The following is a 13,927-nucleotide window of genomic DNA, read 5'->3' on the forward strand; positions in this document are numbered from 1 at the left end:
ATTTGAAATAATCGTTAAAGCATTTAACTAAATTAGAGAAAAGAGTGGAGCACTGGATGACAAAATCAATAACTGGGAGTAGCCAAACAGAAGAACAACCATTCTCGCTAAGAGCTATCATCCCCCCGCTTCTTGCAATTATCGTCGGTATGATAATGGTTATTCTGGATGGTACGGTGGTTAATGTAGCAGTTCCCAAGCTCGTGGACTACTTCGGTTCCGATCTCCAAACGATTCAGTGGGCGATTACAGGGTACACATTAGCTTTAGCGGCTGTAATACCGCTCGCAGGCTGGATGACGGATCGCTTCGGTTCTAAACAAGTGTTTCTGGTGACGCTCACGTTGTTCATTCTTGGCTCCATGTTATGTTCCGTTGCTCAAACTTCTTCGCAGCTTGTTATTTTTCGTGTGATCCAAGGACTTGGTGGGGGGATGGTAGCTCCTATTGGGATGGCTATGGTGTTTAAGTTAGCTCCAGCAGAACGAAGAGGGTCGATTATGGGGATGTTAGGGATTCCCATGCTGCTTGCTCCTGCCCTTGGCCCAATTTTGTCCGGATGGCTTGTTGAATACGTTAGCTGGCATTGGATCTTCCTGATCAACGTGCCGATTGGGATTGTTGGTATTATTCTTGGCGTTAAGTACCTACCTAGGACGGAGAAGATTGGGAAAGGCAACCTCGACATATTAGGCATAATACTGGCACCGATTGCGTTTTCTATGCTAGCTTATGGAGTAAATGAAGGTGGAGCGAATAGTTGGTCATCGACTCCGGCAATCCTCGGATTATCTGTTGGGGGCGTTGCACTAATTCTATTTATAATCGTTGAACTGCGGCATAAACAGCCTTTGCTGGATCTGCGCGTGTTTCGCTCCTCAGATTTCACCCGCGGCATTATTTTAACTTGGGTCATGCAGGCCGCATTGTTTGGTTCCATGCTGTTCGTGCCGCTATACTTACAGCAGATTCGGGCGTATACACCACTAGAAACGGGATTAATACTGCTTCCACAAGCTTTAGCATGTGTAATCGGCATGCCGCTTGGCGGCAAACTGTTTGATAAGATAGGGGCACGACCGCTGGCTTTTGTGGGTCTGAGCATTATTACGGTTACCTTATTCCTACTGTCAGGAATTACGATAAATACTAGTCTAAACTTAATTATGACGTATCTTGGTTTATTAGGATTTGGAATGGGTATAGCGATGATGCCACTCAATACACATGTTCTGAATGCAGCACCGCGTGAATTAGTGAGCCGTGTTACATCGCTTACCGCAGCGGCACAGCAGGTGGTTGTGGCCTTTGCTGTAGCAGGCTTGACGGGTTATCTGACCAGTCAAATCACTGTGCATATGGGTGCTTTGGAAGCAGGGAGCAATCCTTTGACAGCTGCAGTTCTAGGCTTCGATGATGTATTCTTCCTGTCTGGCTGTATTGCTGTAGTCGGAGTATTGATGTCGATTATTCTGCGCAAGCCTAAGCTTTCTTCGAGTGATTCCTCCTCCGAAGAAGGCCAGAAGGCGGATGCAGCAATGATGATGGGGCATTAATTCATAAGATTAGATGATAAAAAGGCGTCGTTCAGCTTGCCTAGCTGACGACGCCTTTTTTGTATTAGAGAATCTATCTATAGATGTTCTGGTTTCTTCTGAACCAACGCTGGGGTTAGAGACAATTTACCCAATAGCTCAGAGGCCACAATCCCCAGTAGTACAAGGGCTGCACCAGCATATCCTTGCATCGATAGCTTTTCAGCGGCGAACCAATAGCCGAACAGTGCGGCGAATACCGGCTCAAGGGAGAAGATCAGTCCGGTGCGTGATGGGGAAGTATATTTTTGAGCAATGGGTTGCAGGATGAAGCCACAGGCACTACAGAGAATCCCAAGTGCGAGGATCGCAATCCATGCCGGTAAAGTCGAAGGAAGCGAAGGTGTCTCGAACAGTGCAGATAACACTAAAGCAAAGCCTCCGGCAAAACCCAACTGTAAGATTCCAATATTCAGAGAATCACACTCTTTTACAGCCTTGCCTGTAAATAAGATCTGTACCGCATAGAATACCGCCGAAAGAATACAAAGGAAGTCACCTGGCCCAATCGATAGGGTTGCGTTTAAGGTAAGGAGTCCAATTCCAGCTATAGCGAGTATGGAGCCGAAAACCTGCGCAGATGCGATTCTCTTTTTGAAAATAACTCGATCTAATATCGGTACAAAAATGACCGTCAAGGCAACTAAAAATCCAGCGTTGGAGGTTGTTGTAGTCTTCAGTCCGAAGGTTATGCATGTGAACACGCCGAGGAGTAAGAATCCGAGTAGAGCACCATATTTTATTGTTTTGATGTCTACTTGTCTTAATCGTTTGTGGAAGATCACTGTGGCTAATATAAAAGCAAGTCCGAAGCGGAGTGCAATCAGATTGAATTCGCCTAATGTACCTAAACCCATTTTCATAAATATGTAGGAGGAGCCCCAAAATAATGTTACAACTAACAGCAGCAGCTCAGCTTTGAGCGGTTTCATCTCGTCATCATCCTTCTTTATCATCAACTCAACATATTATAATACGGCTCTATACATAAGGTAACTGAATGTTTATCATAGGATACATGAGTAAAACTTATGCAACTTATAAAGGTGAGGGATAGAGGTTGAGCATTAATAAGTATGAGATTTTTCTAAAAGTTGTGGAGCTGGGGAGCCTAACCAAAGCAGCAGATGTGCTGGGCTTTACGCAATCTGGGATTAGCCACACGATTAGCAGCTTGGAGATGGAGTTTGGCTTCACGTTATTAATTAGAAATAGATCTGGGGTTAAATTAACGGTCAACGGTGAGCAAGTACTGCAGCCGATCCGTGAAATTCTAAAGTGGAATGAACAATTGAAGCAGGAAGTAGCGGATATTCATGGGCTAGAGGTCGGTACCATTACCATTGGGACGTTTACCAGTGTATCCGTACATTGGCTGCCAGGGATGATTAAGCAATTCCGCAGTGAATACCCCTATATAGAAATTAGGTTAATGGAGGGGGGTTACTTAGAGGTAGAACAATGGATTGAGGCCGGAGTTGTTGACTGTGGTTTTATTTCTCTGCCTACCCGTGAGAAGTTCGAAGTGATTCCCTTAAAAAAGGACCGGATGTTAGGTATCGTTTCCAAAGATAACCCGCTTAGCGCAGAGCCGTTTCTGTCATTATCCCAAATTGCGAAGGAGGATTTCATCATCCCGAAGGCAGGTTCAGATTATGATGTCAGACGTGTGCTGGATAAGGCAGGCATCAAACCGAATATTAAGTTTTCAGCGGGTGATGACTATGCCATTATGGCAATGGTGGAGAAGGGGCTTGGGATTAGTATTTTGCCAGAGCTTGTGTTAACCCGTCAAAATTATAACGTAACCATGCTTGAATTGGAGGAACGAAGTTTTAGATCGCTTGGGATCGCTGTACACTCCATGAAATACGCTTCCCCTGCTACTAGAAAATTCCTAAAGCATGTGCAAGCGTGGTTAATGGGGAATCCCTGAATAGTTAGTAATCCAATTCAAATGATCTCAATCCCCTGATTCGATTCAGGGGATTTATTATTAATAAATATCCAAAAATAGGGTTGACGAAGGGCATGGTTCATGAGAGAATGTACGCGCGTACATCTAAATGAATACGCTTTCGTAGGAGGGATTTCTATCGCCAGCCGTAAAGAGGTTGCCGAGCTTGCCGGAGTCTCAGAAGCCACAGTCTCTCGTGTGTTAAACAACGTAGGTCCGCTCAAGGAAGAAACGAAGGAACGTGTGTTGGCAGCTGCGCTCAAGCTGGGATATACCCCTAGTTCACTCGCGCAGAGCTTTGCTCGTAGAAGAAGCGGGCACCTTGGTGTAGTAATGCCTTATTTGCCAAATGCACGCTTGTTCTCCACTTATTATTTTTCTGAAATATTAAGTGGAATTGGGAGTAAGGCGCGAGAAGAGGGTTATGATCTGCTAATGCTCTTTCGAAATGCCGAGGAGCCCATGGATTATTGCGGTTTGTTTAAGATGCGGAAGATCGATGCTTGCATTGTACTCGGTGCCAAAGAAGAGCCTGGTGAGCTGGATTCACTTCGTCGTTTAAAGGAGGAAGGTTATCCATTTTGCCTGATTAATCAGCATTTTGAAGAAGAAGCTTTTCACGAGGTGGATGCTGATCATGTCGAAGGAAGCTGGCAAGCGGTCAGGCACTTACTGGATCAGGGCTTTACAAGAATTGCCTTTCTAAACGGGCCAGCATCTTATTCGAACAGCCGAGATCGTTTAACGGGTTATGCACGCGCTTTGGAGGAGTCTAACCTTCCGTTGGATGAATCGCTTTTATTCGAAGGCAATTTCAGTCGTAAAAGCGGTGTTATGGCTGCTAAGGAGATGTTGCCTCTGCTGAATGAGATTGATGCTATTGTTGCCGCCAATGATCGAATGGCCATTGGATTGCAGCAAGGCTTGCAGGCGCTAGGTATCCCAAGGGATCATATTCCAGCTATTGTGGGGTATGATGATTCAGATGCCGCTGAGCTAACTACACCAGCCTTAAGCAGTGTGCGAGTTCCCTTTTATGAGCTAGGTGAAATCGCTGTGGCTAAGGTATTAGAATTGCTGGGGAATAGCCTCTCAGAAACCTCATCATCCTCCCAAGTCATCCAGATTAAACTACCGACAGAACTAGTTATTCGAGCTTCATCCATAATTATGAATCCTAAGGAGGAATAAGATGAAACAGCTTCGCATTGGAATGATCGGTTACAAATTTATGGGTAAAGCGCATAGTAATGCTTATCGCAGTTTGCCAATGTTTTTCCCGAAAGCGCTTAAACCTGAAATGTCTGTGATTTGTGGACGGAATCCTGAAGCGCTTGAGGAAGCTGCCGCTCAGTTAGGTTGGGCGGATTGTGTAACGGATTGGAAGGAATTGATCGCCCGTAAGGATGTCGATCTTATTGATATAAATGCTCCAAGTAACGCACATAAGGAGATTGCTCTGGCAGCAGCCAAAGCTGGTAAACATATTTTTTGTGAAAAACCACTCGCGTTGACCTTGGCGGATTCCCGTGAGATGCTGCAAGCCGCTGAAGATGCAGGGGTTACACATATGGTTGGTTTTAATTATCGCTTTTCACCTGCGGTTAGACTGGCTAAGAAGCTTGTAGAGAGCGGGAGGCTGGGGGAGATCTATCATTTTCGGGCTTGGTTTCTGCAAGATTGGATTATAGATCCGGAATTCCCGTTAGTTTGGAGATTGCAGAAGGAGATTGCAGGTTCAGGGTCACATGGAGATCTAGGTGCGCATTTAATTGATTTGGCACACTTCTTAGTGGGTGACGTGAAGGAAGTAATCGGCATGAGTGAGACCTTTATAAAAGAGCGCCCACTCGCCGCTGAAATGACCGGATTAAGCGCCAAAGGTGATAAGGATGCCCCAAAGGGTAAGGTTACCGTTGACGATGCCACATTGTTTTTAGCCCGTTTTGAAAACGGTGCCATGGGTAGCTTTGAAGCAACCAGATTCGCAGCAGGTCATCGCTCTACCAATTCCTTTGAAATCAACGGAAGTCTTGGCAGTGTGAAATTCGACTTCGAGCGGATGAATGAATTAGAAGTCTATTTGACTTCAGACGCTGAGGATGTACAGGGTTTTCGGCGCGTGCTGGCTACAGATCCTGCGCATGAATATGCAGAGGCTTGGTGGCCGCCGGGTCATACGATTGGGTTTGAACATACCTTTATTCACGAGATGTTGGAGCTTTCCAACGCGATTGAAGAAGGACGTCAGCCTGTTCCTAACTTCCATGATGGGGTGAAATGTCAAGCTGTGCTGGAAGCTGTAGAACGCTCTATTGATGAGCGCCGCTGGGTCGATTTATCTGAGATGTAATCTATCATAAGGAGGCGTGCTGAAGATGAGAAAAGCATTGATTGTATGGGGCGGTTGGGAGGGTCATGAGCCTGAACAGGTCGCTGATATCTTCGCTAAGGTATTGCAAGAGGAACAGTTTGAAGTGGAGGTATCGAACACGCTTGAGGCTTTTGCCGATGCGGATAAGCTTCTTGGATTAGATTTGATCGTTCCGGTATGGACGATGGGTACAATCGATCAGAAGCTGGTGGACAATGTCTCGGCTGCTGTGCAGCAAGGGACAGGGCTTGCAGGTTGCCATGGTGGGATGTGTGATTCTTTCCGAAATAATGTAGATTGGCAGTTTATGACGGGAGGGCAATGGGTAGCTCATCCTGGCAATGACGGTGTGAACTATACTGTCGAGATTCGTCAAAGCTCAAGTCCATTGGTAGAAGGATTAGAAGATTTCAGCGTGTGTTCGGAGCAATATTATCTCCATGTAGATCCAGCTGTAGAAATACTAGCAACGACTCGTTTCCCAGTTGTAGAAGGTCCTCATTCGTACAATAAAGCTGTAGATATGCCGGTAGCTTGGACAAAACGTTGGGGGCTCGGCAGAGTTTATTATAATTCTCTTGGTCATCATGCGGATATTGTAGCTATGCAACAGGTAAAGGAAATGATGCGTAGAGGACTGCTATGGGCGGCTGAAGGCAAAGCCCTTACACAATCCAATCTTTCAACGGTAAGTACCAGCTATAGCGGAATGGCAGACAGTCAATAAACAGTGGGAGCGATCAACGAATGGATAAAGTCAAAGTCGGAATTATTGGCTGCGGTAAAATCAGTAGTATCTATATGGAGAATTGTCAAAAGTTCGAGATCTTGGATCTAGTTGCGTGTGCTGATTTAGATTTGGCTAGAGCACAGGAACAAGCGGATCAATACAATATTCCTAACGTTTATACCACAGAGCAGTTACTGAATGATCCGGAGATAGAGATTGTAATTAACCTGACGATTCCAGCTGTTCATGCGGAGGTATGCCTGAAAGCCATTGAAGCGGGTAAACATGTGTACGTTGAGAAGCCGCTGGCTGTGACGAGAGAAGAAGGACGTCAAGTTCTGTCTGCTGCTCGTGAACAAGGCGTGCTTGTGGGCAGCGCACCGGAAACCTTCTTCGGATCGGGCATTCAGACCGTATTGAAGCTGATCGAGGAGGGCGTAATTGGCGAACCTGTTGCAGCTACATCCTTTATGATGGGCCGTGGACATGAGCATTGGCATCCAGATCCTGAATTTTATTATGCCGCAGGTGGAGGACCCATGTTCGATATGGGGCCGTACTATTTGACAGCATTGGTGCAGTTGCTCGGACCTATTCGTACGGTTAGCGGAATGACTGGAAAAGCGCTGGAAGAACGCACGATTACAAGTGAGAAGAAATTGGGGAATAAAATTCCTGTGCAAATACCGACCCATGTAGCTGGAACATTAAGATTTGAGAATGGAGCCATAGCAACGCTGATTACTAGCTTTGATATCTTTGGCGGAAGTAACCTGCCGCATATAGAAATCTATGGAACACTTGGAACGATTCAAGTGCCGGATCCTAATAATTTTGGAGGTCCGGTGAAATACCGGCTTATGGGTGAGAATGAATGGACGGAGCAACCACTGTTATCTGGATATGATCAAAATACTCGTGGAATTGGTCCAGCGGATATAGCTTATGCCATTCGGACGGGAAGACAGCACCGCGCTAGTGGAGAATTGGCTTATCATGTACTAGAAGCGATGTGGGCGTTCCATGATTCTTCAGATGGTCATTCATTCTACGAAATGGAGAGTACCTGCACTCGTCCTGAAGCGCTTCCGATTGGGCTCGCTCCTTATACACTGGATTAGAGAAATCATTCTATTACTGCAACCTATCACTTCCAATCTCCGTTTGAGAAAATAAAGAGTGAGGGAGTGAAAAGGATGCGGATCAAGATTAGCGGCTGGATATGGATTTCTGCTGCTATCCTGTTCATAAGTAGTTGTTCAGAAGATCAACAATCGAACAAGGAGCCGGCTCCAACTGCTGCAATTACTGCAACTCCAGATATCTTGGGTACTGCGAGCGATGGAATAGAAGATCCTGAAGCGGTTAAAGCTTTCCTATCTGCTCAGAAGATTCCTAACGGAGATATCTATCTACAGGATAATAAGGTTCATATCAATATAGTGGGTTTGAACTCGCAGATTGAGCAGCGGTTTGCTCAGACTTTCGCGGCAGGTACTTATGAGCTCCATGATGTTAAATATTCGATGCAAGAGTTATTAGCTGCACAGGAGCTTTTGCATAAACAAGAACTCTACCAGAAGCTTAATCTATACGGTTCCAGTGTGGATACGATTGGTAATAAAGTAACGATCACAATTCCATCTGATTATGCTGACACTGCCATACTTGAGATAGAAAAATGGATCGCTCCGGATATGTTGACCTACGACATTTCAGAGCTAGGCGAACCACATATAATAGGTCAAATCGTAGATATCGATACCAAACAGGCGAAGCGGATTCTGATTCTGGAGCCTGGAAACGAAGAGCCCTCTTACTGGTTCTCATTTAATGAGAAATCTGAAATGTTTAACGAAGCTGGGGAATCGATCCATTTTAAGGATTTGAAAGTAGGGCAGCAGATTAAGCTATGGAGTACTGGTATGGTGGCTGATTCCTTTCCTGCGCAAGCAAGTGTGCGGCGGATGGAACTTGCTGCTAAGGAATAATCCTATAGCCAGCACCGTTTGGTAGGGCAAACGGTGCTATTCTTCGTGTATAGAGATCGAATCTCCTATTTTCGAACCCCTGAAGGGGTAATCCCTTTATATTGCTTAAACAGCTTGGTAAAATAATTAGGATTATCGCAGCCCACTTTTCCAGCAATCTCCGTCACTGTGAAATCGGTCTCTAGTAGCAGCCGTTCCGCTTCATTTACTCGGCACAGATTGACATAATCGATGAAGGTCCGACCCGTTAGCTTCTTAAAGGTTTTGCAGAAATGATACGGATTTAGATTTACAGATTTGGCGGCGCTCTCAATGGTCATTTTCTCATCAAAGTGGTTCTCCATGTACTCCAGCAGTGGCTTGAAACGCTCGCGGTTGAAGGAATGACGTTCATTCGTGTTACTAGCAGCCTGCTCAGGCAAAAAGGTACGGGAAAGCAAAACAAAAAGCAGATGCAGTTGATTTTTGATGATTAATTGAAAAGCAGGACCTTTCTGATACACTTCATCTACGATGGTGTCCAGCAAGGAGTAGTAAGTGGAGCAGGTTGGAACAAGCGCCGCAGGTTTAACCGGAAGTTGATATCGGTGCTCTAAATAGGGAGCTACGAATTGCTCGTGCTGTGGATCTTGCTTCCAATCCTTAAATAAAGAACGATGAAATACGATGGATATAAAACGAACATGATCTTCCCGCAGACTGTACCCAACATGTAATCCCCCAGAAGGAACGAATAATACCTCTCCGGGATGTAGCTCGTACGGCTTACTGTCTATGTGAAAGATGGCACTGCCTTCCTGCATCATGATGATTTCGAAATGCTCATGCCAATGAAGAAACAGAATGTTCTGGCCGGCTTTTGCATATCTGCATTCATTAAAAAACAATCTAAACGGATAGTTGCTTCCTTCTAATTGAGGGTATTCTTTAAGATCATTGGGATAGCTCATAATTCACTCAACTCCCACAAGATACGACTATATAAACACAAGATAATAAGAGTTTTAAGCACAAAAGCAGGTTATACTCGGATTATAGAACTTACTATAAACCAATATTGGAGTGGTCACAAGATGAAGGATACAATGCGAATTGGAACATTAGTGGGTGGTGGAGATGCTGTCAGAGTGATCCCGCAAATTGTAGGACATGGATTTGAATCTTTTAGCTTAACCTTCTGGCAAACTACAGGGGAAACAGATCTTGTGGAAACTGGAAAGCGTGTGCAAGAGCTTGCAGCAGAACATGACTTCGTGATCTCCACCGTTGGGATCTTCGGCAATCCATTGACGAATGCGGGTGATAATTCCGATGTACTAGCGAGCTGGGAGCGACTGATTGATCATGCTCATTTGTTCGGAACGGATATGGTATCAGGTTTTACGGGAAGGTTGCCAGGGGTGTCCATTGATGAATCCATTCCGAAGTTTACTGAGGTATTTGGAGAGTTGTCCAAAAGAGCAGCGGATCGCGGTTTGAGAATCGCCTTTGAGAACTGTTCAATGGGTGGAGACTGGGAATCAGGTGACTGGAATATTGCTCACAATCCATTATCTTGGGAGAAGATGTTCAACGCTGTACCTGCTGACAATATTGGACTCGAATGGGAGCCATGTCATCAGATGGTGCAGTTGATTGATCCGATACCACAGCTACGTAAATGGACAGATAAGATCTTTCATGTACATGGCAAGGATGCCACAATCGCATGGGATATCGTAAAAGAGTATGGAATCCACGGCCCTAAGCCTTATGTATGGCATCGTACTCCGGGCTTTGGAGATACGAACTGGACGGATATCATTTCTATTTTGCGTCAGGCAGGTTATAAAGGCACCATTGATATTGAAGGCTGGCATGATCCAGTTTATCGGGATGAGCTGGAGATGATGGGACAAGTTCATGCTTTGAACTATTTAAAACAATGCCGGGGTGGTAGCTTTGTACCTAATCCACTTTAACCGTTGAGGGGGAGAATGATGACAGCACAGTACCGTGTAGCGGTTGCAGGTTGTGGAGGAATGGCTAACGCCTGGATTGAATACGCTTTATCACGTTCCGATATTCAAATTGTTGCCCTTGTAGATATACGGCTGGAGTCAGCTCAAGCGATGGCCGCGAAACATGAAATTCCCTGTCTGACGTTTACTGACATTAAACTGGCGATCCAGGAGACCGATGCAAATCTAGTTTTTGATGTAACCGTTCCAGGAAGTCATTTTAATATTTCTAGCACTGCATTAGAGCTGGGTTGTAATGTGTTTAGTGAGAAACCTTTAGCTGAGACGATGGAGGAATGTAATAAGATCGTTGAGATCTCGGAGCGAACCGGAAATGCTCATGCCGTGATGCAGAACCGCCGTTACGATCCTCGTATTCGTTCTTTAAGAACAATCATCGAATCAGGTACGATTGGAAGAACCGGATTTATCGGTGCAAGCTTTTTCCTCGGCGCTCATTTCGGAGGTTTCCGTGAGGTCATGGCAAGTCCGCTGCTGCTGGACATGGCGATTCATACCTTTGATCAGGCCCGTTTCATTAGTGGTGCGAATCCTGTATCTGTTTACTGTCAGGAATTTAATCCTCCTGGTTCATGGTATGAGGGAAATGCATCAGCAGTATGTATTTTTGAGATGTCGGATGGTTCCATATTTACTTATCAGGGGTCTTGGTGTGCGGAAGGTGCCTCTACCTCATGGGAAGCAGCTTGGCGGATTAATGGGGAAAAAGGAACTGCGATTTGGGATGGGCATGATTTGCCATATGCAGAAGTAGTCGCAACAGGAGACCAGAGCGATAAATTTATTCGCGACGTTGAACGTGTAAATGGCGAAGTGATTACGATGAACAAGACCTTCCATCACGGCTGTCTGGAGGAAATGTTCCTGTCGCTAGCAGAGGGACGTCCTGCAGAGACGAATTGTCGAGATAATCGTAATAGTATGGCAATGGTATTCGGAGCGCTGGAAAGTGCTAAAACAGGCCGAAAAATTAATCTGGTGGAGTTCATGAATACCGCAGAGCTGTGAGAAACCCTTTGTTAATTTTATCCAAACGCTAATGTTCATGTTATGATAGATAAGAACATTATTCGGGAGGATATTATGTACAAAGCCATTATATTTGATCTAGATAATACTTTAATAAATTATAGTACTTGTGAAATTGAAGCAATGAAAAGAACCTGTACCGATCATAATCTCTTTGTTGAAGATACTGATGCGTGGTCTTTATTTTATGGAGAGTTCTCAGGTCATAATTTTCGCCATTGGATGAACTATGTGGGTGGTGGTGAGGTGAAGACCATAGGAGAGGTATTGAGATATTCTTTTAGAGACACGCTTAAACAGGAAGAACTTCTGCACAGTAAACTGTCAGATACTTATTGGAATTATTTTTGCAATTCCTGTTATTTTGAAGAAGGAGCGGAACAGATCTTAACCTCTTTTAAAGATAAATATGCGCTGGGAATCATCACCAATGGGATCAGTGAGGCACAAAGAAAAAGACTGCAAGCTGGTAAGATTTATGAAATATTCAAATCCATTATGATCTCCGATGAAGTGGGCATCCGAAAACCTGATAAACAGATTTTTGAAATGTCTTTAAAAGATCTCCAGCTAAGCAATCATGAAGTGCTGTTCGTTGGTGATTCTTTACAGGATGATTACCATGGTGCTGTGAATTCTGACATTGACTTCTGCTATTACAATCGTCAAAATATAGAGATTCCTAAAGACCTCAAGCCTAACTATATGATTAGTTCTCTTTTGGAGCTTAAAGATGTAGTGGGGTTGTAGCCATGACAGCAAGGAGAACTCATAGTGGAAATTAGGGTTTATCAAGAATCAGATATTAGTCAGCTTATCTCATTGTTCTATGCGACGGTTCATTCCGTAAATAAACGACACTATTCACAGGAACAGCTTGACGCTTGGGCTCCTAATGAGGAAAGAGCACACAAGCTTAAGACTTGGAGTGCTTCATTAGGTCACAACATTACTTATGTAGCTGAAATTAACGAATGTATCGTTGGTTTTTCGGATATGACGGTGGAAGGACACTTAGATCGTCTTTATGTCCATAAAGATTACCAAAGCCAAGGCATAGCCTCTGCTCTCCTGCACAAGCTTGAACAGAAGGCGAGAGAACTGGGTCTTCACGAAATGGATACTGAAGCAAGTATTACAGCTAAGCCCTTTTTTGAACGACATGGATACCAGCTTATGATGAAACAAAGTGTAGAGCGAAGAGGGGTTCTGTTAGTTAATTATCGGATGAGCAAAAAGTTAATGTAATTCAAAGGAGGCTGTCTCAAAAGTAGTGAAGCTACTCTACTTATGGGGCAGCTTCTTTTTTTTTGGAGTAATTAGGGAAAACCTCCCTGAAAATAGCCGATAATTGCTCTAAATGAATGGAATCAGGGAATTCCTCCCTAAAAATCGGGGTAATATCTATATTCGCGAACGGATCGTTGTTCCAATCGCTGTGCTCTCCAAATTTTTTTCATTCCCCTAAGCGCGGTGAAAATCCGGAGACCAAGGCGACCGCTGACGCTTTTCCACAATCAGTCCGTTCTCTCCGCTATTTAAGCGGGTAAAGTTTCTACAAATCTTCTAAAATCATAAAAAAAGGAACCTTGGGACACCCTCTTTTTTTCAAAATAAGAAGGTTTAGTCATAAATCAATTTCATTAAAGCCTCTGAGTCAAAACGATCTCCTTGCACTAACCATTGACCATCCACATCAAACATAGTCAGTATTCCCTCTAAAGGGACACGTTTACTTTCTTTGTCATCCTTATCCAACAAAACCAGATCACAAGTATATTTTAACTCAACAATATCTTTCTTTTGTTCGGAAAGGGTGAACTTTAGGTGATCTGGTTTTAAAGAAAGCTTTTGTTTATTAGCGATATTGTAAGGGATAGTTGTGATTCGGCTCCCAATCGCTTTTTCAGTATAGTATTCCGTAAAATAGGGTTTCATTTCTTCATTTCGCGCTAGAATGGATTCTTCGGAAAATAAATCCTCTTTAACCTTAACGGTATATTCCACATTTTTGTACTTCTCAGCGGCTTTAGTGGCATCATCCACTTCTGAGCTACAGCCCATAATTAACGTTAGGGATAATAAAATTATACTCAATATCAACGGTGATTTACGCATTCGAGCACCCCCATGTATTTAATTCTGTATTATTATACTTATATTACCATACATTGGTTTCGTCAATATAAGAAGGAAATGATTCAACTACCTATATATGGTATTGTGTAAG

The 13,927-nt window shown here is 44.1% G+C and carries 14 protein-coding genes; 11 read left to right on the forward strand and 3 right to left on the reverse strand.

Features of this window, described 5'->3' with window-relative positions; all coding sequences use genetic code 11:
• The first annotated feature begins 56 nt into the window (after window positions 1-56).
• The gene (locus M2444_RS01390) at window positions 57-1,556 is read left to right on the forward strand and encodes a DHA2 family efflux MFS transporter permease subunit (protein WP_094874169.1); all 1,500 of its coding nucleotides are present in this window, start codon (window positions 57-59) and stop codon (window positions 1,554-1,556) included.
• A gap of 77 nt (window positions 1,557-1,633) precedes the next feature.
• Here M2444_RS01390 and M2444_RS01395 read toward each other — a convergent pair whose 3' ends face one another.
• A complete protein-coding gene (locus tag M2444_RS01395) occupies window positions 1,634-2,527 on the reverse strand; it encodes a DMT family transporter (protein ID WP_094874170.1) in 894 nt (297 codons plus the stop codon).
• Window positions 2,528-2,655: 128 nt separating this feature from the next.
• On the opposite strand from M2444_RS01395, the gene M2444_RS01400 reads away from it, so the two are divergent.
• The 6 genes from M2444_RS01400 to M2444_RS01425 all read left to right on the forward strand — a co-directional run bounded on the left by M2444_RS01400 (window position 2,656) and on the right by M2444_RS01425 (window position 8,647).
• Window positions 2,656-3,531, forward strand: coding sequence for a LysR family transcriptional regulator (locus M2444_RS01400; RefSeq protein ID WP_094874171.1), 876 nt, complete (start codon window positions 2,656-2,658; stop codon window positions 3,529-3,531).
• A 102-nt stretch (window positions 3,532-3,633) separates the two neighbouring features.
• Window positions 3,634-4,743, forward strand: coding sequence for a LacI family DNA-binding transcriptional regulator (locus M2444_RS01405; RefSeq protein ID WP_179281747.1), 1,110 nt, complete (start codon window positions 3,634-3,636; stop codon window positions 4,741-4,743).
• Between the two features lies 1 nt (window position 4,744).
• Window positions 4,745-5,905 (forward strand): Gfo/Idh/MocA family protein, encoded by a 1,161-nt coding sequence (locus M2444_RS01410; protein WP_094874172.1) that lies wholly within the window; start codon window positions 4,745-4,747, stop codon window positions 5,903-5,905.
• Window positions 5,906-5,930: 25 nt separating this feature from the next.
• Window positions 5,931-6,653, forward strand: coding sequence for a ThuA domain-containing protein (locus M2444_RS01415; RefSeq protein WP_280786042.1), 723 nt, complete (start codon window positions 5,931-5,933; stop codon window positions 6,651-6,653).
• Between the two features lie 20 nt (window positions 6,654-6,673).
• On the forward strand, window positions 6,674-7,777 hold the full coding sequence (locus M2444_RS01420; protein ID WP_280786043.1) for a Gfo/Idh/MocA family protein: 1,104 nt from the start codon (window positions 6,674-6,676) through the stop codon (window positions 7,775-7,777).
• Between the two features lie 75 nt (window positions 7,778-7,852).
• Window positions 7,853-8,647, forward strand: a complete 795-nt coding sequence (locus M2444_RS01425) for a DUF3221 domain-containing protein (RefSeq protein WP_280786044.1) — start codon at window positions 7,853-7,855, stop codon at window positions 8,645-8,647.
• A gap of 65 nt (window positions 8,648-8,712) precedes the next feature.
• On the opposite strand, the gene M2444_RS01430 is transcribed toward M2444_RS01425, so the two are convergent.
• Complete coding sequence (locus tag M2444_RS01430; RefSeq protein WP_280786045.1) at window positions 8,713-9,597, reverse strand: helix-turn-helix domain-containing protein; 885 nt, start codon at window positions 9,595-9,597, stop codon at window positions 8,713-8,715.
• Window positions 9,598-9,720: 123 nt separating this feature from the next.
• Between M2444_RS01430 and M2444_RS01435 the strand changes: the two genes are divergently transcribed.
• The 4 genes from M2444_RS01435 (at window position 9,721) to M2444_RS01450 (ending at window position 12,945) form a co-directional block, all read left to right on the forward strand.
• Window positions 9,721-10,608, forward strand: coding sequence for a sugar phosphate isomerase/epimerase family protein (locus M2444_RS01435; protein WP_280786046.1), 888 nt, complete (start codon window positions 9,721-9,723; stop codon window positions 10,606-10,608).
• A gap of 18 nt (window positions 10,609-10,626) precedes the next feature.
• Window positions 10,627-11,676, forward strand: coding sequence for a Gfo/Idh/MocA family protein (locus tag M2444_RS01440; protein ID WP_280786330.1), 1,050 nt, complete (start codon window positions 10,627-10,629; stop codon window positions 11,674-11,676).
• A 75-nt stretch (window positions 11,677-11,751) separates the two neighbouring features.
• A complete protein-coding gene (locus M2444_RS01445; RefSeq protein ID WP_280786047.1) occupies window positions 11,752-12,447 on the forward strand; it encodes an HAD family hydrolase in 696 nt (231 codons plus the stop codon).
• A gap of 24 nt (window positions 12,448-12,471) precedes the next feature.
• Window positions 12,472-12,945, forward strand: coding sequence for a GNAT family N-acetyltransferase (locus tag M2444_RS01450; protein WP_094874180.1), 474 nt, complete (start codon window positions 12,472-12,474; stop codon window positions 12,943-12,945).
• 375 nt (window positions 12,946-13,320) lie between these two features.
• Here M2444_RS01450 and M2444_RS01455 read toward each other — a convergent pair whose 3' ends face one another.
• On the reverse strand, window positions 13,321-13,815 hold the full coding sequence (locus tag M2444_RS01455) for a hypothetical protein (RefSeq protein WP_280786048.1): 495 nt from the start codon (window positions 13,813-13,815) through the stop codon (window positions 13,321-13,323).
• Window positions 13,816-13,927: the final 112 nt, after the last annotated feature.

This window comes from Paenibacillus sp. PastF-3, assembly GCF_029893135.1.
In the GTDB taxonomy this organism is placed as follows: Bacteria; Bacillota; Bacilli; order Paenibacillales; family Paenibacillaceae; genus Paenibacillus_AQ; species Paenibacillus_AQ nitricinens.

Excerpts from the sequence above, each read along its gene's own strand:
- M2444_RS01390 (WP_094874169.1), top strand. The coding sequence starts at position 57 with ATGACAAAATCAATAACTGGGAGTAGCCAAACAGAAGAACAACCATTC.
- M2444_RS01395 (WP_094874170.1), bottom strand. The coding sequence starts at position 2,527 with ATGAAACCGCTCAAAGCTGAGCTGCTGCTGTTAGTTGTAACATTATTT.
- M2444_RS01405 (WP_179281747.1), top strand. The coding sequence starts at position 3,634 with ATGAGAGAATGTACGCGCGTACATCTAAATGAATACGCTTTCGTAGGA.
- M2444_RS01410 (WP_094874172.1), top strand. The coding sequence starts at position 4,745 with ATGAAACAGCTTCGCATTGGAATGATCGGTTACAAATTTATGGGTAAA.
- M2444_RS01415 (WP_280786042.1), top strand. The coding sequence starts at position 5,931 with ATGAGAAAAGCATTGATTGTATGGGGCGGTTGGGAGGGTCATGAGCCT.
- M2444_RS01420 (WP_280786043.1), top strand. The coding sequence starts at position 6,674 with ATGGATAAAGTCAAAGTCGGAATTATTGGCTGCGGTAAAATCAGTAGT.
- M2444_RS01425 (WP_280786044.1), top strand. The coding sequence starts at position 7,853 with ATGCGGATCAAGATTAGCGGCTGGATATGGATTTCTGCTGCTATCCTG.
- M2444_RS01430 (WP_280786045.1), bottom strand. The coding sequence starts at position 9,597 with ATGAGCTATCCCAATGATCTTAAAGAATACCCTCAATTAGAAGGAAGC.
- M2444_RS01435 (WP_280786046.1), top strand. The coding sequence starts at position 9,721 with ATGAAGGATACAATGCGAATTGGAACATTAGTGGGTGGTGGAGATGCT.
- M2444_RS01440 (WP_280786330.1), top strand. The coding sequence starts at position 10,627 with ATGACAGCACAGTACCGTGTAGCGGTTGCAGGTTGTGGAGGAATGGCT.
- M2444_RS01445 (WP_280786047.1), top strand. The coding sequence starts at position 11,752 with ATGTACAAAGCCATTATATTTGATCTAGATAATACTTTAATAAATTAT.
- M2444_RS01455 (WP_280786048.1), bottom strand. The coding sequence starts at position 13,815 with ATGCGTAAATCACCGTTGATATTGAGTATAATTTTATTATCCCTAACG.